The following is a 23,168-nucleotide window of genomic DNA, read 5'->3' as shown; positions in this document are numbered from 1 at the left end:
CGTTGCCTAAATGCGGTGCCACGAAGCATAATCATTCAATAAACTACTAAGAATCAGTGATAAGCAACTTTCACGACCGACGGGGATTTTTGCAGAAGAGTGTTCTGGCAGCTTTAAGTGTCTGGGCAGGCACCGACATTGCATTTGCCGATAAAATACCTCAGCACTACGTACCGCTGGCCTTCGATTATGACCCACTGAAAGACAAAGTTGCAGGCATGAAAGTGCTGGGCGATAAGCCCTGGAACGTAGAGTCACCTATTCATTTTCTGGACGATGCCGTTACGCCCGTCGAAAAAATGTTTATCCGCAACAACGGCCTGATACCATCTGAACCGATTAATCCGGCAACCTGGACATTGACCATTAATGGCGAGTCGGTAAAAGCGCCAAAAACCTACTCACTGGCCGATTTGAAAAAACGCTTCACCCCGCATACGTATCAACTGGTGCTGGAATGTGGCGGAAATGGCCGCTCTGGATTTGAGCCGCAAACCACCGGAAATCCGTGGGATCAGGGAGCCGTCAGTTGTGCCGAATGGACGGGTGTTCGTCTGAAAGACATTCTGGCCGACGTGGGCCTGAAAGATGATGCCGTTTACATCGGTTATTACGGAAAAGACCCGCATCTGAGCCAGGACCCGACCAAAGTAGCCATTTCGCGGGGCGTGCCCATCAAGAAAGCACTGGAAAACGAAACCCTGATTGCCTGGGCTGTAAATGGCAAAGATATTCCGCTCGCTCACGGCTATCCGCTACGTCTGGTTATTGGCGGCTGGCCAGCTTCTGTATCGGGTAAGTGGCTGCATACCATTGCAATACGTAACAAAGAGCACGACGGCGCCAAGATGGAAGGACACAGTTACCGGCTACCAATACGTCCGGTACAACCGGGTGAAAAACTGGCCGAAACGCCCGAAAATTTCCGAATCATCGAGTCGATGCCCGTAAAATCTTTGATCACCTATCCACAAACGGGCGCCATGTTCGACGTAACAAAATCACTGGCGTTACGTGGTCATGCCTGGGCAGGAGATCGTTCGGTGGCTGAAGTGCATACGTCTATCGATTATGGCGCAACCTGGCAGAAAGCGAACGTAGCAACTCCCAAAAATCGGCTGGCCTGGCAGCACTGGAACGCCAACATCAATTTTCCGAAGCCAGGTTATTACGAAGTCTGGGTGCGGGCTACAGACAGTAGCGGAGCATCACAACCCATGGTCATTCCCCAGTGGAACCCAGGTGGTTATCTGAACAACGCCTGCCACCGAATTGCCATAAAAGCCACTTAGCACGTAGCATTGACATGAAAGTAATAACACTTAGTTTTTTTATTGGGCTTGTGTCTATAGCGATGCTTAGTTTCCAAACTACGTCACCGCTTCAGCAACCCGCTACGTCCAACGTAGTAATTGATACGGTAAAAACTGACCCCGAAAGCGGGCTAGCCATCGACCCCAGTTTGACGATGGTGAAAGCACAATGCACAGCCTGCCATTCATCCAAACTTATTTTACAGCATCGTTTTACGCGAGATGGCTGGGTGGAGCGCATCCGTTGGATGCAGAAATACCACAAACTTTGGGATTTAGGCGAATCAGAAAAAGTAGTGCTCGATTATCTGGAGAAACACTATGGCCCACAGTCGGCGCAAGTGACTGTATCGCCCCGACGGGCTCCGTTAAAGAATATTCAATGGTACAAACTCCCGTAGGGTAGCGAATTAGCCACGCATTTTTCTGAGATAAATCCAATTCGCATCGATATTACCTCTAAATTTTAAATCACTCTTTACCCTTTTTAAGCAACTTTTCATATAATTTTTCATAAACATTCTGGCTTTTATCCTTTTCGGCAACGTTATCGGTAACGTTTGCATAAATAAATTGGATATTTTCTTCTTTATCTGTGTTATTCTTTACAAGCTTGTAACACTCTTTCGAAATAACGTAGTACTGTTAAACCAGGCACGTCGGAGAATAATCCATAATCAAATCCTAATATGTTAGCTAAATCCACTTCCCAATCCCGTCGGCAGGAACACGATTTTGTTGACGTATATACATCAGCCCCGCTTTATAAACTTCAATTTAACCCCAAAGACAAGACGCCGAAGTACAAACAGATTGTACAGTCGGTTATTACCGATATTGAACGGGGTGTTCTGAAAAACAACGAGCAGTTACCGTCGATCAGTGAACTGAGCGTTGAGTACTATCTGGCGCGTGATACCGTCGAAAAAGCGTATCGGGAACTCCGGGAACTGGGTTACATTATTTCGGTTCAGGGGAAAGGCTATTATGTTCAGGTGAACGTAGCGCCAAAGCTGAAGATTCTGTTGATTTTCAACAAATTAAGCTCTTACAAAAAAATTATTTATTACTCATTTCTGAAGGCTTTAGGTGACCATGCGACCGTCGACCTACAGATACATCATTATAGTGCGTATCATTTTCAGGAAATTATTGAGAAAAACCTGGGGAAATACAATTACTACGTAGTGATGCCCCACTTTACACAGGATCTGGACAAAGCAAATTACATGAAAGTGCTTGAACGGATTCCGTCGGATGAACTGGTGCTACTCGATAAAGACGTACCCGAATTAAATGGATCGCCCCTCAGTGTGCATCAGAAATTCGACAAAGACATTTGCGATGCACTCGAAAACGCGCAGGATTTGTTGAGTAAATACAACAGAATGGTACTCATGCTGCCCAGCGACGGCAATTACTGCACGGAGACGATGCACGGATTTCGCTCATTCTGTGTGAATTACGACAAAGAATTTGCCATCAAGGAAAATGCCCTGAACGAGCAACTTCAACCGGGCACAGCCTATGTAGTGGTCGAAGAAACCGATTTGTCGGAACTGGTCAAAAAAGCACGCCAGTCGAATTACGAACTCGGACAGGAAATCGGCATCATTTCCTTCAACGAAACCACGCTGAAAGAACTCCTCAATATCACGGTCGTCACAACCGATTTTGAAGCGATGGGCTACACAGCCGCTTCCCTCCTGCTCGACCACAAACGTATCAAAGTCAAGAACCCTTTCTACATGATACGTCGCGGGTCGCTGTGATTTAACATAGATTGCAGGTAAATATCAGATTATCACCTTGGTTAATAGTGTGTTGCTGACGCTTAGGGCTTCGACAGGCTCAGCCTGACAGTCAAGCTTGATCCGTAGATTTTAAGTTGCCCGTCAGGCTAAGCTTGTCGAAGCCCTAAGCGTCAGCAACATGTCGACTTTTCCAAAATTCACAAATTAACAGCCTGTTTGCCAGCCTTAAGCGGGATTGATTTACCTTTCCAACGTAACGTACCGGGTAAATTGGCGGGGAGTGTTACGTTACCGGTTAATCCACCCGATGGCGTTTTCTGAAACTGCACGGCAATCTCGCCCAGCGGATGTGGCATTTTACCTTCTACGGTGGTCAAGTCTCCCAAAAATGGTTCGATACGTACCGCTTTAAAACCAGGCTCACCGGGTCGAATGCCACAGGTTATCGACAGAAATTCGTACAAAGGCGAGGCACTCCAGGCGTGGCAGTCGGAACGTGTCGGCTCCGGATTTTCAGCGAACGTAGTGAGGCCAATAGCAAGCATGTCACGCCAGGGTTTGAGCTGAGCAATGAATTGATCGCCCAGCCCGGTTTTTTTAAGGGCTTCAAACAGGTAAAATTTAAAATAAAACGTAGCCTGCGTCAGCGACGTATCAGCTATGGTTTTCTGCAACAAAGCGGCCTGTTGCTCAACTGGAACGGCGTTGGTGAGTACCGCCAGAATATTGGCGTGCTGACTGTAGCTGTTTTTTCCGGGTTGTCCGGCCGGTATCAAAGGCGTATCAGCGAAGAAACCTTTTGTGGCGTCCCAGCATTGCGCATACACGGTTTTGTTCAATCGGCGACCCAGATCACGGTAATATTCCGCCCGCTCGTTCTGACCATAGTGCGACAGTAAATCAGCCGCCCGGAAATACGTGTAGGCTTGTTGCAACGACAAAATACTCGATCCGCCCTTACGAGCCCCATTTGGAACGCCCCCGGAAATTTCGTCTTTCGCATTTTGCCACTTCGACCAATCGACAAAATTCCACCACTCCAGCGGACCGTTTAGCCCGGTTTTGGCGACACGTTGCTCATGCCAATTCAATACGCCCAAAATTCCCGGCAACATTGATTTTACGAATTCGTCGTCTTGCCGGTGCATCCAGTAATCATGAATCATGCAAACCCAGAACAGCGAAAACGTCGGAATCACCTGAAAGTCAGCCGATGGGTAGCGACTTTGCGTTAGTCCATCGTTGAAACGGCTATGGTCGTAATCCATGATGGCTTTGCGCATGAGCCGGTCGTCGCCCGATACGTAGAGCGAAATCATGGACTGAATGCGCGTATCGCCGGTGTATTGCAGCTGTTCGTAATAGGGACAGTCGTAATACGTCTCACCCGCACACAAGCGAGCCGTTCGCCAGCCCACATTCCAAAGGTTTTTCAACGTACTATCACTGGTCGTAAATTGTGCTTTCTCCTGAAACGGATAGCCCGTAAACTGCCCCACCAGATCGTCCAGCGTTAAGGCTTCCTCTTTAGTTTCGACGGTCAGTTGCAGGTAGCGGTACGTTCGAAACCAGAGTGGCCGGAAAGTCCGTTTTTCGCTACCATCGGCCACAAATTGGTCATCAAAGCCGCGCATGGTACGTCCTTCTACGTCGTTTCGATTACCTTTTTTACCCTGCGCGTCAATCAGCGCTTCGGCATACGACAACGTAACGACCGCCCCTTTTCCCTTACTGACAGTTAGCTCAGGATAAGCATTGGTCAGGTGGCTCTGGTCGAGCATGAAAGTAGCTTTTGTGTTGGCCGGAACCGTAACAGGACTTTTCCCTTGCAGGAACGTAGCATCCATTTTGGCATTTTCACTACGTCGGACGGTTGCCAGCCGAACCACACTTTCTTCCATCATCGGAATGCTACGTGGTACCAAACCCCAGTTTCCATCAGTACCCAAACCACGCGGTTTTGTAGGAAAACCGAACGGTTTAGCCGCCACCCAGACTTTGTCGTCAAAATTCGATTGCTCCCATCCCCAGGGATATTTTGCCGCATCTACCCGATCACCATCGCCAGCAACAATATAGGTTCGAAGCTTCGGGATGTCGTTTTTAATGGGCGAATACGCTACGTTATGAAGCACTTTCCAGCTTGCATCGGTATTGGCAATTTTTTCGGCGTCGGTATTGCCCTGCACCAGAAAACCAACCTGATAGCTCATCTGCGCAAACGGAGCGCCATCGCCCATGTACCACACCTGGGCGGCCAAAACGTTACGTCCGGCTTGTAGAAAAGGGGCTAAATCTATCGTTTCATAGTTCCAGTTTTGCAGGTCACTACGTGCCGGTCCCAACGCAACCGATTTCCCGTTGACAAACAGCCGATACCGGTTATCGGCCGATACGTGTACGATGAAACGAGCGGGTTTCTGCGTCAGGTCAATGGCTTTGCGGAAGTGAAAAATGCCATATTGCCGAACGGGAGCCGTCGGATGTACGATCCAGCGAGCAGGCCAGTATTGATTTGTCCAATTCGCTGACGTAGCAGGCGTCTGGGCGAAACCAATAGATAACGTATTGAATACCAGTATAATGGAATAGAGCAATCGTGTCATATGGGCAAAATAATATTCTTTATCCGATAAGTGACCTTCGGCTTGGGCGGACCAAAATTAATCGAGTCATCGTATGATATAGCGTCTTATAAGGTATTATCTTTCAAAATCTAATTCTACAAGCTATTGAAAACCTCACAACGAACTTTTTTACGGCAATCCGCCCGAAGCGTTCTGGCGTTATTATCAACGAGTGGACTGACTGTTACTACGTTGTCAGCGGTTACAGACTTTCGTGATGAGCAGTTTTTCAAATGAGTTTCTTCAAACCTGACTACGTAGTACGTTCGCTACCCGAAAATAAGGTATAGGGTATTACGGAACCGACGTACCACCCGCTGCAAAGAGAAAGATAGGCATGTAGTGAAGACCCAGACCACCAGTGAGCGAGAAAATAATAAAAGTTGATTAAGAAATCTGATTCTTAGCAAAAAAAGCATATGATTTCCCTAACTATTTTCATCCATGATACGATTTAATCCTTGCTTATTTCTCGTATTGTTTATCAATTGTCAATCGATTTTTGGGCAAGTAACCTCGGCGTTTATTGAGACGAAATACACTATTCCTTTTCAGTTAACTGAGTATAATAATATTTCCGTACAAGCTAAACTTAACCAAAAAGATACCATTAATTTGATGTTTCATACAGCGGCAAATGCCGTTTCGTTAACTGAAGAAGGAGTAAAAAAAATAAAGACTATTACGTTCGCTGGAGCTGACAGCGTCAGCAGTTGGGGTGGTGGCGGAAACTCGTCAAGATTCAGTAAAGGCAATTCACTACAACTAGGAGCATTAAACTGGACAAACGTATCGATTTGGGAGAATAAAAATTCAGGGCCAAAAACAGACGGAAAATTTGGTATTGACCTTTTCGCTGGTCAGGTTATTGAGTTAGACTTCGATAAGAATCAGCTAATACTATATACTAGTCTACCCGAAAAATCGAAAAAATTCGAGAAGCTCAAGCTTTACTTTGAAGACGATTTCATGTTCATAGAAGCCAATTGTAAAATCGAAAATCGAAGTTTAACCAATAGATTTCTAATTCACTCTGGTTATTCAGGCGCACTTCTGTTTGATGATACATTTGTCAGTAAAAATAAAATTGATGAAAATTTAGAAGTCATCAGCGAAAAGGAATTAAAAGATTCTTTTGGAAATAGCGTAAAAACTAAAAGGGCCATTTTGCCAATTTTCATTATTGGACATAATGAATTAACTGACGTTCCTGTAGGCTTTTTCACTGGTAAAATTGGCAATCAAAAAGTAAGTATTCTCGGTGGCGATCTTCTAAAAAGATTCAATATAATAATCGACGAAAAACGAGAATACATTTATATCAGTCCTAATAAGTTAAGAAAATCAAAATACTTCAGCAGCTAATTAATAGCATAATTATAACGTAGTATGGATGTGTCCGACAATATAAATCTAACTCTACCCCAGAAAATCCGGCTGGCAGCTACCGTATTTGCTATTTATTGGCCACTCCGATTTTATATTAATTTAAACTCTCTTGATATAGAAAAAGTTAGTGCTTTCTGGTGGTTTATCTGGCTATCGGAAATCCCTATTACCATTGCACTTTTTACTTTTTGGCTGAGTCTTACGGAATGGCTGGAAAACAAATTAAACGGTCGTTCTGGACGACTTTTCCAACGCGATGGCAAGTTTGCCGTCCAATTGACGACGTTACTCATTGCGGCTGTACTTTCGTTTGGCTTCGATTGGGCTTTTTTTGGGTATTTGGGCCAGGCGCGCAAGGCATTTGACCAAACAGAAACTGCAATGCATCCCGGCCAGGTTAATCCAATCACGCCAGAAATCAGAGAATTTATCCGCAAAAATGAAGGGCAACGACGGCATAAGGCAACGACGGCACTAACGGTTATGGCCTTACTGATGGCCTATTATTTAGCCGCTAATCATCGCAGGGATAAAGTAGTGGCCCAATTACAGGTGAGTGCCGAGCAACTAAAACGGGAAGCTTCGCAAGCGCAGTTTGATGCCTTAAGAACTCAGGTAAATCCTCATTTTTTGTTTAACAGTCTGAGTATTTTGTCGTCTTTAGTGGATGTAAATCCCAAATTATCGATTCGATTTATCAATCACCTTTCCAGAGCGTACCGTTACATTCTGGAGCAACAGGATACCGAACGCGTCAATCTGAAAACAGAACTAGAGTTCTTAGGTGCTTACTGTTTTTTATTGACGATTCGCTTTGATGATCGCTTTCAGCTCGTCAATAGCATTTCTGAAGAGGAGTCTATGCGTTTTAACATTGCTCCATTAACGCTACAGTTGTTAATGGAAAACGCCGTCAAGCATAACCAGATGTCGCGCAGGCACCCCCTGATCGTTACGTTGGCCATTGAGGAATGTTATCTGCTGATCAGCAATTTCATTCAACCTCGCCTGCCTGATGAAATCTTCCCGGAAAACTCCACCGGCATCGGTTTGGCCAATATTACTAATCGCTACCGATTGCTAACCGACCGCCCTGTGCTCATCACACAGCAGGATAATACCTTTACCGTCAGTATCCCGCTTTTACAATGAACGTCGTCATCGTTGAAGATGAATTCCTCTCTGCCCAGCGTCTGGAAATGCTATTATGGGATTACGATTCGTCTATACAGGTAGTGTCCGTGCTTTCTTCCGTTGCCGAAGCAGTTGAATGGTTTAACGACCAAACGCCTGCTAATCAGCCCGATCTGATCTTTATGGATATTCATCTGGAGGACGGTAGCGCGTTTGGTATCATTAAAAAAGTTAAACTGACAATTCCGATCATTTTCACGACGGCTTACGAGACCTATGCGATTCAGGCGTTTAAGACGAACAGCGTTGACTACTTGCTGAAACCAATCGACGAAAACGAACTGGCGGCCGCCATCAATAAGTTCAAATGGACGCAACAAAAACAGCGCCCAACTATGGTCAGCCCTTCCAAATGGTCGACGCTTCTAAACTGGCAGGATACGGCCGTCCAACCATCCTACAAGGATCGGTTTATGGTTACGGTCGGCACAAAGATCAAAAGCATTGGTGTGGATCAGATCGCGTACTTTTTTTATGAAGAGAAAACGACTTACCTGACCACGCAGGATGGGCAAAACATGGTGGTTGAATACAGCCTCGATAAAGTAACCAGCCTGCTTAATCCCCATCAATTTTTTCGGGTGAACCGCGCCTATCTGGTCAGTTTATCGGCGATTCAATCTATTCATACCTACTCGGGTAGTAAATTAAATCTGACATTGCATCCATCCTCGCGTCACGAGGTTTTTGTAAGCCCCGATCGGATGAACGATTTTAAAAAGTGGCTGGGTAAATAAGAAGCGGTATCCCCTATCAGAGCCATTTTTCGACCCTCAAAATTAGACTTTCGACCCTCTAAAATCAGGAATAGACCGTTTCGGTTTGATCCAGTAAGCGACTTCATCCTAAATTGGGAGAAAGTACACTCCGAATGTAATTCGGAAATCTGGTCAGCCGGGTTCTTTTGCCAGCTAATTCTGGCTCTTCTTCCAACCTTCACAAGCATAACTAAGTAAAACCTGGGACCAACGTATTACAACGACCAACGATTTTAGATTTATAGATAGGATTAAGCAGTTTGGCTTTGCTGAACTGCTTTCTTGTATTACCTGGTTTATGAAACTGTTTAAACTCACTTCGCTGCACCCGATAGTGGCACCAGCTTGGCTGATAAATCTGGAGTTGCCATATTCCCATCAAAAGGAAACATAGGTCGCTCAATACGTTTGTATTTTAGCCGAAATAAATCCTGATCGACGCCACCCGGTGTTAACGCCATAATCCAGTCCTTTTGCATTTCGTAGAGTTCGGGCTGTAGATAACCAATCTTAACGACCACAATATCTGCCGTTCGAGGATTTAGCCCCAATCGGGTAAAATCTTTTTCCTCGTGGTATGGCTTGCGTTTTTGTGTCACGATTACATTCACACTGCCCACTTTTACAACTACCTCAACCTCAGCATCTTTATCACCCTTTTGAATAGCTTCAACTGTACCACTAAGCGAAACTGGACCGGCAAACCGGGAATCTACAATGGCGCCAGCTTTTCCTTCTACCCGCCCACCAATACCCGCAGCCAACGCTTTTTTCACGAATTCAGGATCAGGAATGGATGCATAAATCAGGGTAGGCCCATCGGATTTCTTAAACTCTGGACGGTTCAGAATCTGGGTTATGGTCCACGTTACGTCGCCAGCACCACCGGCTGTTGGGTTATCGCCGGTATCGCTGATGTAAAATGGGCGTGTTTGACTGGCAATAGCTTTCGTTAACGATTCCTCCAACGTACCGGTTGGGGCCACAAAACCAAATTTCGAACGTACGTCCCAGAAATTAGCAGCCAATTTTTCGGCGGCCTGAGTTACTTTAGGTTTATCGTCGCCAACCACCATCACGGCCGCATGATTGCGCGGTTCATCGGCCCAGGCGTAACCAATCCAGATGCCTCCATCGATTACCCCTTCCTGTTTGTCGACCAACGGTGCTACGTCCTGATACAGACTTTTTCCCGGTTCGATACGTGTGCTTGTTTTTTCACCCGGCAGCAAAATCGGTACGTTGATCAGGGCTTTGTAGGCCGGTTTTCCTTTACCACTTTTGATACGTTCAATGAGATTGACCACGGCACGTTCTTTCGTCTGCATGGCATCTTCGTGCGGTGCCATCCGGTAGCAGGTCATCAAATCGGTGTTTTGGGCTAACCGTAATGATACGTTGCCATGCAAATCCATCGACGTAGAAACCAGTGTTTTATACCCAATAACCTGTCGAATTCGGGTAATCAAATCACCTTCTGGATCGTCCAGACCTTTCACACTCATAGCGCCGTGAATATCGAAATACAGACCATCGTAAGGCATGTATTTTTTGAGCGAATCAAGCATTTTGCCCACGAGCGATTCATACGCTTCGCGCGTTACGGCTCCGCCCGGCAGCGACTTTCCAACAACGGCGGGAAACCAGATGGCCTGTTTACGTAGCGGAGAAACCGGCAACAGAAACGAATAAGCGTTGAATACTTCACCACTGTAGCGGGCATGAAAGGCTTCTTCGAGGGTGACGGCCGGCGAGAACGTACTGGACTCAATGCCTAAACCAGCAATGGCGATACGTGGTAAATTATTGTTTGCAGATTGCGCAAAACCAGAATTTGCAATTAAAAGGCAGGTTGCTAGAGCGTAAAGCAGATGTTTCATGCCTACAAGTTAATGCTTGGCAGGCAAAATCTCTGTAGCAGAAGAAATTGGTTAACGTTTTGTTTTTAATTATTTCATGAACGAATCTACGTTCTCCCGCGTGATACGTAGTAGACCCGTGTTAACGGTCGCTGGTACGTTGGTAAGCCCTCTGGCCCCAGCCTGATCGGTCAGGCGGTTGGTCTGGTGAACCATATCATATAGAAACTGAGCGCCGTACCACGTAAAGAGTTCTCGTTTCTGCCCCGCTAACATCTGAATCACACCAGCTTTCACCAGTTGCAGGTGTTCGGGCTCCCAATCGACCGTAGTAATTTTCACCTTACCAACTTTCCCCGCTTCACGAACCGCCAGCCCAATTCCAGGACCAGAATTTGAATCGAAACCGCATAAACCGGCTAAATCCGGGTGCGCAGCCAGTAAATCGGACGTAATGCGGGCGGCTTCCTCTACATTAGCCTTATCGTCGTATTTGCCAACCACTTCAATACCAGGATACTTTTTTACTACGTCCAACAACCCCTGAAAACCGGCTTCCATGTTGGCCAGTCCTAGAATTCCCATGTAGGCAATTTTGCCTTTTCCGCCGATCAAACGTACCATTTCCTCACCCTGCATCTGCCCGATCTGATACCAGTCGGTGCCCAGAAACGCGTGTCGTTTCGAGTTCACAATGTCCGAATCATAGACCACCGTTGGAATACCAGCCGCAACGGCTTTGTTGATGACGGGCGCAATGGCCGGATCGGTTCCATTAATCAGTAGGCCCGATGGCCGGGTTCCAATTACTTCTTCGATGGTATTGATTTGAGCCGGTACGTCCCACTCCGCCGGTCCCAGAATTGATACGTTCACCCCGCGCTGTTTCCCCCACCGACGGAAAGCGGCCTGGTCGTGATGGACGTACATGGGCATGGTAACCGCTGTCGTCACCATTACGTACTCCTCCGGCCGACCATCGGTTTCCGCTCCCGCTTCGATAGTACGTATAGCGTCGGTCTGGGTGGCGTTACGTTGTGGCAGTTCACAGGCCGACGTTAGTAATAGAAGGGTTATGAACAAGTATGATTTCATGTGTTGAACGTACTATTTTTCGTGTGTAGGGACAGGACATATCCTGTCTCATTGGCGTCAGCAAAATTTTTCGTCAGCCAAAACCATCCTGATAAAGGAACCATCCGGTCATAAGACAGGGCATGCCCTGTCTCTACGTAGCCCTCCGACGTAGCAGCATATCGCCCCAGATGGCCGAAATGAGAATCAGACCCAGAATAATTTCCTGCCAGTAACCCGACACACGCGCCAGAATCATTACGTTACTGACGAGACCCATAAAGAGGGCTCCCAACAAAGCACCGACAATTTTGCCCTGCCCCCCCGATAAGCTGGCTCCGCCCAGAATAACCGCCGTAATCACGCGCAATTCCAGTCCCCGACCCGCTGTGGGCAGCGCCGTTCCCAGCCGCGACGCCAATAAAATACCGGCCATACCCGCTAGTAAAGACGTAATCAGAAAGCCGTACAATTTCATGCGCTGGACGCGAATTCCGGACAAATCGGCGGCCCGTTCATTGCCGCCGATGTAATAGTACCGCCGAAAGAAGACGCTGCGATTGCCCAGAAAGGCAAACACAGCGACGGTCAGGAGCATATACCAGACTGGCATTTGCAACCCCAGCAATTTGGCCTGCCCGATGGCGTTGAACCAGTACGGCAGATTCTGAATCCCTGTTCCACTTATCAGTAAGGCTCCTCCTCGAACAATACCCATCATGGCCAGCGTCTGAATCATGGGATTAATACCTTGGTAGGCAATCAAATAACCGTTGATTATCCCAACCAAGCCAGCACCGAGCAGAGCAGCCAACAGCGCTAACGGCACCGGCCAGCCCAACACTATCATCACATAAGCCGCTATTCCCCCCGAAAAGGCCACCACCGATCCCACCGATAAATCAAAAACACCACTGATGAGCAGGAGCATCATACCCACTGCCACAATGGTGTCTATAGAAAGATTTAATAGTACCTGGCTGAGGTTGCCAAATGTAGGGAAGGTTTGCGGAAAAGCTATAGCCGCGCCTACGCTAACCAGCACAATCGTCAACGTCAGTGAGTAGATACGTTCCTGTAAAAGCATGAGCGTGGAATGTGTGAAGTAGGATATATGATATAATGCGTGTTGTTGGGTTGTAATCTTATCTCATACATCCTACTTCATACATGCTATTACAACGCTGCGTAGTTTTTAGAAGCATCGTCCAGCACCAGCACCCAGTCTTGTCCGTAGCCTTTGGAGGGCGGAGTGAATTGTTGGGATTTCTGATTATCGAACGTAGCAGCCGACTGGGTTTTACCAGTTCGCGGATCGAACCACGTAGCGGTAATGCTTTTGCCCGAAATCTTACCCGGGTTCACCGTAAATGGTTTACCAACAGACGTGTAGATGAACGCATAATCTTTCCCACGCGTAGCCTGAATCCGTTCAGCAGATGCCAGATTATTTTCGACAATCAGCGATTGATCAGGAACGCGGTCGAGTTGAGGACGGGCGGTCATCAGTTTCCGAACGTAGCGCATCTGATTAGCGCCGGGGAGGTCTAGAGCTTCGGGCCAGTAAATATGCGGGCCATTAACAGCGGGCCGTTTGGAGCTATACATCTGCCAGATGTCGTGGCAACCATAGGTGTGCCCGTGCGCTCCAGCGAACAGATCCAGATACGCATACACACGCACATCATACGCGTTCGAGGTACCTAACTCCTTGGGGTTGAAGCATACTGGATGATCTTCGTAAATAGGCTCAGCATCCATCGTAGGTCTCGTTGGCTGGAGATTATACGAGTATGTGATGTGATCATACATGGGCGTGAAACGGCAGTGCCCGTTCTGGTGAATGTTAAAATCGAACCAGGCTTCCTTGTTAAACCATTTCGACGCGCCACCATCCATACCGTTAGGCTGCGGATGATACGAGATCAAGGCTTTATCGGCTCCGCCAACGCTTTCCTGAATGCCTTCAGCCATGGCCCGCCAAACTACTACGTCCTCCGAACCGTCGCGCGGGTTACGGTCGCCACCCATAATCCAGACGATGTTTTCGCGGTTTTTGTACCGATTGCCAACGTAGCGCCCATACACACGAGCATTCGATACGTTAAAAATTTCAGGGCCTTGTCCCCACTTATTTTTAAACAACTTATCGCCCCAGGTCGGTAAAAAAGCAATCACGATACCATACTGGGCGGCCTTATCGACAATGTAATCGACATGGCTAAAATACGCTTCGTTTGGTTTTGTCGGGTCCTTGTCCTGAAGTGGTACGTTGCCGTACGGGTTCGGTTCAACCAGCCCGTCAAATTCGGCGAGGGCAACGGCCTGAACGACAGTGAAACCCTGTTCGGCGCGTTTTTTCAAATACTGGTCGGCTTCTTCGCGATTCAGCCGGTGGAACAACTCCCAAGCCGTATCGCCCATCCAGAAAAAAGGCGTACCATCCTGATGAACTAAGTATCGTTTGTTATCTGACACTTTCAGGCGGCCGTGGGAGAAGGGTTGTTGCGCCATAGCGAGACTTTGCCAAAGAAGCAAAGCCGCAAAAATGATACGTTTTTTCATGAAAAGAGGATTTATTAGGCCCAAACAGGCTCTGGATGCTTGTTTACCATACGATTTCCTTTGCCAATAATCAAACAGGCTCAGGCTGTTTGGGCCAGTATTACCGAGCCGTAATGTCTTTCACCTGCTGCCGAATGTCGTCCATCTCGAAGATATTTTGCCAGCCTTCTTTAAACAGAATTGGTTTTGCCCGTTTCGAGATTTTGTAAGCCGCATCGGAGAACGTACCGTTCACTTCCTTAAAGAGTACCGCAATCTGAATTCGCAGATGGCCCAGCACAAAATCGCGGGCGGCCGCTTCGGGAACACCCAATGTAACAATGCGGTCGTAACCTTCTTTCACCACTTCCATGCAGGTCTGCGCCAGCGTTTCGACCATCGCTGGTTCCAGAATCGCCATCTGTTCCAACGTAATGCGGTGCGTGTCTTTAATAGGTGCGTACATGGCCTGCGAAATTCGCTCACCCAACACGTAGTGGGCTTCAGTACCGTGCATCAGCGCCACCACAATCGACTGTTTTGCTGAAATACCACCGTAAAAATCGCGGAAGGCAGCTTCAGTAGGTTCCCAGTTGAAAACCGACGGGTGACAAGGGTGCGCGATTACGTAGCCGAGGTCGTCGCGATGGGCAATAACGCCGTCCAGCGGGGCTGCCGGATCGAGTGTCATCACCAGCGCACCCGACTTCATGGCGGGGATAATTTCTTCTGAAATAGCACCAATTGCTACGTCGGGAACGGCCAGAATCACTACGTCGGCGGTGGGAATCGCTACGTTCTGTTTGCTGACCGAAACGCCACGCTCGCCTAAATTTTCGATGCCTTTCGGGCTGACTTCCAGGTATGCTACGTCGTATTCGGGTAATTTCAGAAAGTTGTCGGTCAGGCGGCAGCCCATTTTGCCACCCGCGCCTACCAGGGCAATTTTTGTCATTTGGGTAAGTCAGTTATCGCTTGTTTAATCCATTGAATACCTTTTTCGGCCCAGGCCAGCTCCATCGCAATAGTTTCGTCGAGCGTATTTCGAAAGGGCGGCCATTGTTCCAGCGTCAACGTAATAGGCCGATCCTGTTTATTGAGTTGATACGTCTTCCGGTCGTACAGGAGGTTTTGTATGTTCAATAACCCAGTTCCTGGTTCGCAACCTTCTACGTGAAAGCCCATTTTCGACTCGATACGTTGCGCCCGAAAATCCTTGAGATGCAGATTCACGACCTTCAGGAAGGTTAACGCATCCAGCACATCCAGCACGCTCTCGCCCGCACCCATTGAATTGGTCGTATCGACACAAAATCCTACCCAGTCAGAATCCGTTTTTCGAGCAATGTTAGCCAAATCGCGTCTCGAAAATCGGTCGTGATTCTCGATCCCCAACATTACACCCGCCTGACGTAGTGCCGGAAGTTTTTCCTTAATAATAGCCATCACCTCATCCACTGTCGGCTGAAAATCTCCCTCATCGATCACCACGCGCAGAAACGGCGACCGGGCTTCCCACGCTAGCCGGATGTAGGTTTTCAGATTCACCGGTTTCAGGCCGCGCATCCCCACTTCCAGTTGTATGCCGTTGGCTTCGGCCTTCGAACGTAACGCTTTCCATTCATCAACCGACAGTACGTCCAGCGGCAGGTTATCCCCAAATTGAACAGCCGATACGTTCCAGGCGATAGCTCGTTCCAATAAACCATCGTGCGTAAGCGGCTGCGTCGGTACGTAGCCCGGAATGCCCACTGCCCACGGAAACGAATATGAACTCAGGCCAATCAGCATAGACTAATGAAGAATGAATACTTTACTTTTCAATACGTACCTCTATTACAACCAGAATAATAAATCATTATCCATTTTTCATTAATCGGTATTCATTCACAAAGACTCCCTTAATATCAGCCCGCCCGGATTGGCTACCTGCTGACGGACGCGACCGGTAATCAACTCCCCGGCGGTACGTCCCATCTGGGCAAAGTCCGTCGAAATCACCGTGATACCCCCCGCCAGAATCTCTTTCATGGGCGTATCGTCGTATGAAATCAGGCCTACATCCTGCCCAAGTTTCCATCCCCGTCGAAGCTGGTATTTGATGAACTGAACCAGATCGCGGTCGGCGAAGAGCAGATAAGCCTTACCAGGCTGAATCAGGTCATCGCTGTAATTATCCACTACGTTGCAGGGGTAATTCCGCTCATTGCTAAACCGTTGTAATCCCCGTAAAATACCATCAGGAACGTACTGAAAATGATCTTTCGCCAGTACCAATGTCAGGCTGTCGAACCGTTGCAGGCGCTCCCAGGCAGCCGTCAGCGCTTCGTACGTATCAGCTTCAAAATCCTGATAAACAGCCGCATAATCACCGATCAGATTAGGTAGAGCCTGGTCAATCAGGAGCAGTTTATCTTTCGGGATCAAAGCCACTACTTCCGATACGTCTTCTGCTAAATGCGGCATAATCACGTAGGCTTTGTAGCTACCCAGGTTGTTACGTATCAGGCTCTCGAAAACCGGCTGGTTGTAGTGGTGAAAAAATACACTCAGGGACGTATCGGTTGGTAATGATGCTTTCAGGGCATCATACAGGGTTTCTTTGTAGGCATTCAACGTATCGAACAGCACAAAAATGTTCAGGGGTGTTCGAACGTTGGTCGTTGCTACATAAAAACCCTTTCCGTGTTGAGCATGAATAATTCCCCGCTGCCTTAATTCTTCGTAGGCCTTAGCAACCGTTACCTTCGCAATACCCTGTTTATCAGCCACTTCATTAATAGATGGCAACTGATAACCCCGGTCATAAACCCCACGTTCAATGGCCTCCACAACGGCGTCCACAAGCTGCTGGTACTTGGGCTGCGCATTGGCCGTATCAACACGTAGTATGGGGAGCATTTCCTGCATATGACAATGATGGCTACCTGAAACTTAGTATATATTTACTAAAAATTTCCAGTACAGTACAGTAGAGTATTGTATTGGCAAATGTCAAAATTTTTCCGGTATATTGCAACAATATATGCAAAATTTAAAATTTGCCGTCATCGGAACGGGTTTTTGGGCGAATTATCAGATTCCAGCCTGGCAGGAACTACCGGGCGTTGAATTAGTGGCCGTGTATAACCGAACACGCTCCAGAGCCGCCGATATAGCGCAGCGTTTCAACATACCGAACGTATACGACAACGTAGACCAGCTTCTAGACCAGCACACGCATGAATTAAATTTTGTGGACATCATTACTGATGTCGATACCCATCCAATTTTCACGGAAAAAGCCGCCCAACGTGGCCTCGACATCATTTGTCAGAAACCGATGGGGCCAAATCTGGAATCCGCCAGACAGATGCGCGATATGTGTCGGCAGGCGGGTGTGCGCTTGTATATTCACGAAAATTTCCGCTGGCAGGCACCGCTACGTCGGCTAAAATCCATTCTCGATTCAGGTGAAATTGGTCAGCCGTTTAAAGCGCGGGTGAGTTTTTGTTCAGCTTTCCCAGTGTTTGATAATCAACCCTTTCTGGCCGATCTGGAACAGTTTATTTTGACTGATATCGGTTCTCACATTCTGGATGTATGCCGGTTTCTGTTTGGTGAAGCGGAGTGGCTGACATGTCAGACGATGCGTGTTAACCCAACGATTCGTGGCGAAGACGTAGCGAATGTGCTGATGAAAATGCGCAGTGGATTGAGTTGTTTTGCTGAAATGTCGTATGCATCGCTGCTCGAAAAAGAATCGTTTCCGCAAACGCTGGTGCAGGTAGAAGGCAATCTCGGATCGGTAGTACTTATGCATGATTTCCAGCTACGTATCACCACAAAATCAGGCACTTACTCGGTAGCAGCCCCTCCCCCACAATACGCCTGGGCCGACCCGGCTTATGCCATCGTTCATGCATCAATCGTGGCCTGCAACCGAAATCTACTAACCGATTTACAGGGCCAGGGCGGTGCCGAAACCACGGGCGTCGATAATTTCGAAACTATTCGACTAGTGTATGCGGCTTACGAATCTGCCGGACGTAACGAAATCATTTTCTTATGACGCCTTTTCTTCAGCTTACGGGCATCAGCAAGCAGTTTCCGGGCGTAAAAGCGCTGGACAACGTATCGTTCGATTTGCAGCTGGGAGAGATTCATGCGCTCTGTGGCGAAAACGGTGCGGGCAAAAGTACGCTGATGAACATCCTGACGGGCAACCTTGCTCCCGACTCGGGGCAGTTGTTGCTACGTGGCAATCCCATACACTTAAGCGGGCCAGCCGAAGCCACGCAGCAAAGAATCGCTATTGTTTATCAGCAACTTAGTTTGGTCGATAGTTTATCTATAGCGGAGAATATTTTTGCTAACCGGCAACCCCGAAACCAATGGGGTTTGATTCAATATCGTACTTTGTTCAGTGCAACTGAAAATCTATTGAATCAACTGAATTTAACCGATTTGCAGCCTCAACGGTTGGTTGGTACGTTATCGACCGGGCAAAAACAAATGGTTGAAATTGCCAAGGCACTCTCGCAGGAACCCGACCTGTTATTGCTCGACGAACCAACGGCCTCCCTCACCGAACGCGAAACGCAGACATTGTTCCGACTGGTTGCACAACTCCGTGATTCAGGCAAAACGATTGTTTACATTTCACACCGGCTTCTCGAAATTTTTGCCGTGGCCGACCGCGTTTCCGTGCTGAAAGATGGTCGTTATCAGGGTACTTTGACAGTGCGCGATACCAACCCAACCGAACTGATCCGACGCATGGTTGGCCGCGACGTAGTAATGGCACGCCAACCGTCGACGGCTACCAATGAAGCCGTGCTGATCGTTGATAACGTATCGGGAACTGGCTTCAGCAACGTGAGTTTTCAGTTAAATCGGGGCGAAATTTTGGGGTTGGCTGGCCTGATTGGGGCCGGACGGACGGAGTTGGCGCGGGCCATTTTCGGTGCCGACAAAACGAATTCAGGAACTATTTATCTGCACGACAAACCAATTCAGCCAATACACCCAGCTGACGCGGTTGAGTTGGGCATCGGCTATTTGCCCGAAGAACGTAAGACGCTGGGGCTGTTCGCAGACCAAACTATCACGCAGAATATTGTTACCATTCGCCCTTCCCGAACTACTACTGGTTTATTTGATAGTAGAGCTAGTGAAAACGTAGCCGAAACGTATCGGGAAAAGTTATCTATCCGCACGCCGTCGGTTCGCGAACGGGTTGGCAAATTGAGTGGCGGTAATCAACAAAAAGTAATGCTGGCCCGATGGCTGCTCACCAACCCCGACGTATTATTGGTCGATGAACCCACGCACGGCATGGACATTGGTGCCAAGTCGGAAGTATATGCCCTGCTACGTCAACTAGCGTCTGAAGGCAAAGCCATATTATTAATTTCGAGTGAGCTACCCGAATTACTAGCTTTATCGGACCGGATTCTGGTCATGTGTGAAGGGCAGCTAAGCGGGGAAGTAAACGGAGACGAAGCTACCGAAGAACAAATAATGGGATTAGCAACGAGGTAAAAATAGTCGATAGTCATCAGTCTTTAACTTTAAAATCAACTTAATCTCAAAAGACTATCGACTAATGACTGACGACTATTGACAATAAACTTAAATTTCTATGATTTTGAACGCTGGTCCTATTACAGTCCATTACGAAAATGGTTTTTTGCGGACGCTGTCGGCGGGTTCCCGCGAGCTTTTGCGGATGATTTATTTTGCCTTCCGCGATCCCAACTGGGACACAGCACCGATACGTATCAGCAATGAACGTATTGAGAGGCAAGATGATACGTTCCAGATCGAGTACGATTGGTTTGTGAACGACCTTGAAATGCAAGCGCAGGGATACATACGTATCAAGGGCGAATCCGACGGCAGTATCGAGGTACAGTTTCGAGCCGAAGCACTACGTACGTTCCAACGAAATCGCGTCGGGCTGTGCATACTACACCCGATTGTGGCCACAACAGGCCAGCCATGCCAGATTACAAGTCCTGATGGAACACAGATAACGAGTCGTTTTCCGGAATTCATCAGTCCCCATCAGCCGTTTCTGAATATCCAGACCATGACCTGGGAAACGGCTTTCGGCGATACGTTGCGGCTCGATTTTTCAGGCGATGTATTTGAAACAGAAGACCAGCGTAACTGGACGGATGCGTCCTTTAAAACGTATTCCACTCCCCTGACGATACCAATTCCGGCAACCGTTCAGACAGGCACCATTATTGAGCAAGCCGTTCGTTTCCAACCCATTAAACTTGCAGACCAAACCGTTTCAGTCGTCGAAAATCGAGTTGATGCAGACGTTCCAACCACTAAACTACGAATAGGTCTGGGCCACCGGATCGACGGACTACTGTTGCTGGGCGAAGAAGCCAGACGCCTAAAAAAGCTAGACCTTTCGCACTTACGAGCCGATGTATTTTTCGCTCATCCTAAGTGGTCGGATTATCTTGAGAACGCCTGGCTGGATGCCCAGTTACTGAACGTTCCGCTCGAACTGGCTTTGTTTTTCGAAAAAGGCACAAAAAATCAACTTCCTGATTTTCTGGCTTTTTTGTCAACAGAAAGTATTTCCGTTCAAAGTCTGTCCTTATTTAATAGTATCAATCAGACTACGTCTGATACCCTTTTAACTGAGGTAGTTCCTTTCTTTCGAGACACCCTGCCTGACATTCGGATTGGCGGAGGAACGAATGCCAATTTTGCTGAATTCAACCGGAATCCGTTTCGGTATGATTTGGTTGATTTTGTTACGTTCTCGGCTAATCCACAGGCCCACGCGATTGATGACCAAACCATTATGGAAAACGCAACGGCCCATTTCGACGTAGTACGTTCGGCGAAAAAACTAGCTGGTGATAAACCCGTTCACGTATCACCAATAACGCTACTTCCCCGGTTTAACCCGGCTTTACCGGCCAACCGATTTGGCTATACTCCGCTCACCGATGAGCGACAAAATACTAAGTTCGCTGCTGAGTGGACACGAATTAGCCTGCAAATGCTACGTAAGGCGGGCGCAGAATCAGTAACGTATTTTGAGACACACGGCCCGCGTGGCGTCCTCAATAACGAAGCGTTGATGGCCGTTTTGGCTGATAGGTGATATAACATTATTCCAACGAATAGCGCTCCGTTAGGGTCATGTCATAAATACGCAACATGATGAAGAGATACGCCGTTGGAATAGTTTTACTATTGATTTGCGCGATGGGTTGCCAACGCGATGAAGCACCTACAATACCTTCGCTTCTCTTTCGAAACTGGCATCTGATCCGAACACGAGACTTATCAAGCAATAACTGGCGAACCTGGGATTCAGATGCTTATTATACCGTTGAGTATAAGGCCGATGGAAATATTGTTTACAGACGTAACAATGTTCTCACAGAAGCGGATTGCTGTAGCCCACGCACGTACACCTTCCTGGCCACAGCCATTCAGTATACGAGTTGGTATTTCTGTCCCAATGGGTTGTGTGCTACCAACAAAAAAGCAGCCATCACTCAACTCTCAGAAAATCAGTTGGAGTTGACCGATCACTTCGCAATTTACCAGTACGAAGCGGCTAAATAGAGTATTACGGCTTCAGCACTACCTTAATCAAACCTTTTTCTTTGGCGTAAAGTCGCTTGAACCAGTCAGCACCTTCTTCGAGAGGAACTTCAGCGCTCAAAATGGCTTCAACGTTTATTCGACCCGACGAAATCAAGACCAGCGCAGCCTCATACTCACCGTTGATGGCGCAGGAACCCTGCAAACGTAGCTGACGCGTGACGACGGCCTGTAAAGGCATTTCAACGGTTGGAGCCAGGTTACCAACCAACGTAACGGTAGCGCCCTTCCTCACGCAATCGATGGCAGTTTTGACGGTAGGGCCAGCGCCGACAACTTCAAATGCTACGTCGGCCCCGCGCCCCTGCGTGAGCGCCTGCACCTGACTCGCTAGGTTGCCCGAACTGGCATTAATCTGAAACGTTGCCCCCAATTTCTGCGCCAACGCCAGCCGGTCATCATCAAGGTCAATAGCGATGATGGTGCCGCAGCCCGCCAGTTTCAACGCCTGAATCACGAACAGGCCAATCATGCCTGCACCGACCACCACCGCCGAATCATTCACCTGAATGGGCGTCAGGCTAAGCGCGTGAAGGGCAACGGCTACAGGTTCCACCAAAGCGGCCTGCGTGAAACTCACATTATCGGGAACGGCGTACAGAATGTGTTGCGGAACGGACACAAACTCAGCAAAAGCGCCCTGTCGCTTGAAATCGGGTGTCGATACGCCGACCACTTCGCGACCGTCGCTGAGATTATATTGCCCACGGCGGCTATACCAATCATCGAGCGAATACACGGTCGAGTCGAACGTAACGCGGTCGCCGGCTGACCAGTTTTTTACGTCGGAACCGACTTCGGCGATGATACCGCTGGCTTCGTGCCCCATCACAATGGGCGGAATACGTCGGCCGCTGCTGCCGTCCATACCATGAACGTCGGAGCCGCAAATACCGACGGCTTTCACACGTACCAATACCTCGTTGGGGCGAATGGTCGGCCTGGGAAGCTCCTGTAGATCGAACTGATTGTACTCGGTGAGAACTAATGCTTTCATAGGTAATGGGGTTGGACTGGCGTTCCAGCAGCT

General features: G+C 48.0%; 19 protein-coding genes. 10 read left to right on the top strand and 9 right to left on the bottom strand.

Going from position 1 to position 23,168, the window contains the following annotated elements; all coding sequences use genetic code 11:
• Positions 1 to 56: 56 nt before the first annotated feature.
• The 3 genes from IC229_RS00225 to IC229_RS00215 all read left to right on the top strand — a co-directional run bounded on the left by IC229_RS00225 (position 57) and on the right by IC229_RS00215 (position 3,085).
• Positions 57 to 1,292, top strand: coding sequence for a sulfite oxidase (locus IC229_RS00225; RefSeq protein ID WP_190884908.1), 1,236 nt, complete (start codon positions 57 to 59; stop codon positions 1,290 to 1,292).
• Between the two features lie 14 nt (positions 1,293 to 1,306).
• Positions 1,307 to 1,714, top strand: coding sequence for a hypothetical protein (locus tag IC229_RS00220; RefSeq protein ID WP_190884907.1), 408 nt, complete (start codon positions 1,307 to 1,309; stop codon positions 1,712 to 1,714).
• A gap of 288 nt (positions 1,715 to 2,002) precedes the next feature.
• Positions 2,003 to 3,085, top strand: a complete 1,083-nt coding sequence (locus tag IC229_RS00215; protein ID WP_190884906.1) for a GntR family transcriptional regulator — start codon at positions 2,003 to 2,005, stop codon at positions 3,083 to 3,085.
• A 179-nt stretch (positions 3,086 to 3,264) separates the two neighbouring features.
• Here the strand turns inward: IC229_RS00215 and IC229_RS00210 are convergent, their stop codons facing one another.
• Positions 3,265 to 5,673: a family 78 glycoside hydrolase catalytic domain gene (locus IC229_RS00210; RefSeq protein WP_190884905.1), complete on the bottom strand. Its 2,409-nt coding sequence runs from the start codon at positions 5,671 to 5,673 to the stop codon at positions 3,265 to 3,267.
• A gap of 465 nt (positions 5,674 to 6,138) precedes the next feature.
• Here IC229_RS00210 and IC229_RS00205 point away from each other — a divergent pair, with 465 nt between their 5' ends.
• The 3 genes from IC229_RS00205 to IC229_RS00195 are packed head-to-tail and all read left to right on the top strand — an operon-like array spanning position 6,139 to position 9,014.
• On the top strand, positions 6,139 to 7,059 hold the full coding sequence (locus tag IC229_RS00205) for an aspartyl protease family protein (RefSeq protein ID WP_190884904.1): 921 nt from the start codon (positions 6,139 to 6,141) through the stop codon (positions 7,057 to 7,059).
• Positions 7,060 to 7,083: 24 nt separating this feature from the next.
• Entirely contained in the window at positions 7,084 to 8,235 is a 1,152-nt protein-coding gene (locus tag IC229_RS00200; RefSeq protein WP_190884903.1) for a sensor histidine kinase, read from the top strand.
• Complete coding sequence (locus IC229_RS00195) at positions 8,232 to 9,014, top strand: LytR/AlgR family response regulator transcription factor (RefSeq protein WP_190884902.1); 783 nt, start codon at positions 8,232 to 8,234, stop codon at positions 9,012 to 9,014. The genes IC229_RS00200 and IC229_RS00195 overlap by 4 nt, the downstream gene beginning before the upstream one ends.
• Positions 9,015 to 9,349: 335 nt before the next feature.
• On the opposite strand, the gene IC229_RS00190 is transcribed toward IC229_RS00195, so the two are convergent.
• The 7 genes from IC229_RS00190 to IC229_RS00160 form a co-directional block, all read right to left on the bottom strand.
• Complete coding sequence (locus IC229_RS00190) at positions 9,350 to 10,915, bottom strand: M81 family metallopeptidase (RefSeq protein ID WP_190884901.1); 1,566 nt, start codon at positions 10,913 to 10,915, stop codon at positions 9,350 to 9,352.
• Positions 10,916 to 10,984: 69 nt separating this feature from the next.
• Positions 10,985 to 11,989, bottom strand: a complete 1,005-nt coding sequence (locus IC229_RS00185) for a substrate-binding domain-containing protein (RefSeq protein ID WP_190884900.1) — start codon at positions 11,987 to 11,989, stop codon at positions 10,985 to 10,987.
• Between the two features lie 133 nt (positions 11,990 to 12,122).
• The gene (locus tag IC229_RS00180) at positions 12,123 to 13,055 is read right to left on the bottom strand and encodes an ABC transporter permease (protein WP_190884899.1); all 933 of its coding nucleotides are present in this window, start codon (positions 13,053 to 13,055) and stop codon (positions 12,123 to 12,125) included.
• Between the two features lie 89 nt (positions 13,056 to 13,144).
• The gene (locus tag IC229_RS00175; protein WP_190884898.1) at positions 13,145 to 14,533 is read right to left on the bottom strand and encodes a glycoside hydrolase family 140 protein; all 1,389 of its coding nucleotides are present in this window, start codon (positions 14,531 to 14,533) and stop codon (positions 13,145 to 13,147) included.
• A gap of 100 nt (positions 14,534 to 14,633) precedes the next feature.
• The gene (locus IC229_RS00170) at positions 14,634 to 15,467 is read right to left on the bottom strand and encodes a phosphogluconate dehydrogenase C-terminal domain-containing protein (RefSeq protein WP_190884897.1); all 834 of its coding nucleotides are present in this window, start codon (positions 15,465 to 15,467) and stop codon (positions 14,634 to 14,636) included.
• Complete coding sequence (locus IC229_RS00165) at positions 15,464 to 16,303, bottom strand: sugar phosphate isomerase/epimerase family protein (protein ID WP_190884896.1); 840 nt, start codon at positions 16,301 to 16,303, stop codon at positions 15,464 to 15,466. Before IC229_RS00165 ends, IC229_RS00170 begins: the two co-directional genes overlap by 4 nt.
• 96 nt (positions 16,304 to 16,399) lie before the next feature.
• Positions 16,400 to 17,422, bottom strand: a complete 1,023-nt coding sequence (locus IC229_RS00160; RefSeq protein WP_190884895.1) for a GntR family transcriptional regulator — start codon at positions 17,420 to 17,422, stop codon at positions 16,400 to 16,402.
• A 115-nt stretch (positions 17,423 to 17,537) separates the two neighbouring features.
• Here IC229_RS00160 and IC229_RS00155 point away from each other — a divergent pair, with 115 nt between their 5' ends.
• From IC229_RS00155 to IC229_RS00140, 4 genes are all read left to right on the top strand, one after another.
• Positions 17,538 to 18,563: a Gfo/Idh/MocA family protein gene (locus IC229_RS00155; RefSeq protein WP_190884894.1), complete on the top strand. Its 1,026-nt coding sequence runs from the start codon at positions 17,538 to 17,540 to the stop codon at positions 18,561 to 18,563.
• On the top strand, positions 18,560 to 20,035 hold the full coding sequence (locus tag IC229_RS00150; RefSeq protein ID WP_190884893.1) for a sugar ABC transporter ATP-binding protein: 1,476 nt from the start codon (positions 18,560 to 18,562) through the stop codon (positions 20,033 to 20,035). The genes IC229_RS00155 and IC229_RS00150 overlap by 4 nt, the downstream gene beginning before the upstream one ends.
• A gap of 100 nt (positions 20,036 to 20,135) precedes the next feature.
• The gene (locus tag IC229_RS00145) at positions 20,136 to 21,629 is read left to right on the top strand and encodes a hypothetical protein (protein ID WP_190884892.1); all 1,494 of its coding nucleotides are present in this window, start codon (positions 20,136 to 20,138) and stop codon (positions 21,627 to 21,629) included.
• Between the two features lie 56 nt (positions 21,630 to 21,685).
• Positions 21,686 to 22,099: a hypothetical protein gene (locus tag IC229_RS00140; RefSeq protein WP_190884891.1), complete on the top strand. Its 414-nt coding sequence runs from the start codon at positions 21,686 to 21,688 to the stop codon at positions 22,097 to 22,099.
• Positions 22,100 to 22,103: 4 nt separating this feature from the next.
• On the opposite strand, the gene IC229_RS00135 is transcribed toward IC229_RS00140, so the two are convergent.
• A complete protein-coding gene (locus tag IC229_RS00135) occupies positions 22,104 to 23,135 on the bottom strand; it encodes a galactitol-1-phosphate 5-dehydrogenase (protein ID WP_190884890.1) in 1,032 nt (343 codons plus the stop codon).
• Positions 23,136 to 23,168 lie beyond the last annotated feature (33 nt).

The sequence above is a fragment of the Spirosoma profusum genome (genome assembly GCF_014699005.1).
Lineage (GTDB): Bacteria > Bacteroidota > Bacteroidia > Cytophagales > Spirosomataceae > Spirosoma > Spirosoma profusum.
Note: the sequence above shows the minus strand (reverse complement) of the source record. Positions and strands in the feature narration are given on the sequence as shown.

Coding starts and splice junctions, on each gene's coding strand:
- IC229_RS00220 (WP_190884907.1), top strand. CDS start 1,307: ATGAAAGTAATAACACTTAGTTTTTTTATTGGGCTTGTGTCTATAGCG.
- IC229_RS00215 (WP_190884906.1), top strand. CDS start 2,003: ATGTTAGCTAAATCCACTTCCCAATCCCGTCGGCAGGAACACGATTTT.
- IC229_RS00210 (WP_190884905.1), bottom strand. CDS start 5,673: ATGACACGATTGCTCTATTCCATTATACTGGTATTCAATACGTTATCT.
- IC229_RS00205 (WP_190884904.1), top strand. CDS start 6,139: ATGATACGATTTAATCCTTGCTTATTTCTCGTATTGTTTATCAATTGT.
- IC229_RS00200 (WP_190884903.1), top strand. CDS start 7,084: ATGGATGTGTCCGACAATATAAATCTAACTCTACCCCAGAAAATCCGG.
- IC229_RS00195 (WP_190884902.1), top strand. CDS start 8,232: ATGAACGTCGTCATCGTTGAAGATGAATTCCTCTCTGCCCAGCGTCTG.
- IC229_RS00190 (WP_190884901.1), bottom strand. CDS start 10,915: ATGAAACATCTGCTTTACGCTCTAGCAACCTGCCTTTTAATTGCAAAT.
- IC229_RS00185 (WP_190884900.1), bottom strand. CDS start 11,989: ATGAAATCATACTTGTTCATAACCCTTCTATTACTAACGTCGGCCTGT.
- IC229_RS00180 (WP_190884899.1), bottom strand. CDS start 13,055: ATGCTTTTACAGGAACGTATCTACTCACTGACGTTGACGATTGTGCTG.
- IC229_RS00175 (WP_190884898.1), bottom strand. CDS start 14,533: ATGAAAAAACGTATCATTTTTGCGGCTTTGCTTCTTTGGCAAAGTCTC.
- IC229_RS00170 (WP_190884897.1), bottom strand. CDS start 15,467: ATGACAAAAATTGCCCTGGTAGGCGCGGGTGGCAAAATGGGCTGCCGC.
- IC229_RS00165 (WP_190884896.1), bottom strand. CDS start 16,303: ATGCTGATTGGCCTGAGTTCATATTCGTTTCCGTGGGCAGTGGGCATT.
- IC229_RS00160 (WP_190884895.1), bottom strand. CDS start 17,422: ATGCAGGAAATGCTCCCCATACTACGTGTTGATACGGCCAATGCGCAG.
- IC229_RS00155 (WP_190884894.1), top strand. CDS start 17,538: ATGCAAAATTTAAAATTTGCCGTCATCGGAACGGGTTTTTGGGCGAAT.
- IC229_RS00150 (WP_190884893.1), top strand. CDS start 18,560: ATGACGCCTTTTCTTCAGCTTACGGGCATCAGCAAGCAGTTTCCGGGC.
- IC229_RS00145 (WP_190884892.1), top strand. CDS start 20,136: ATGATTTTGAACGCTGGTCCTATTACAGTCCATTACGAAAATGGTTTT.
- IC229_RS00140 (WP_190884891.1), top strand. CDS start 21,686: ATGATGAAGAGATACGCCGTTGGAATAGTTTTACTATTGATTTGCGCG.
- IC229_RS00135 (WP_190884890.1), bottom strand. CDS start 23,135: ATGAAAGCATTAGTTCTCACCGAGTACAATCAGTTCGATCTACAGGAG.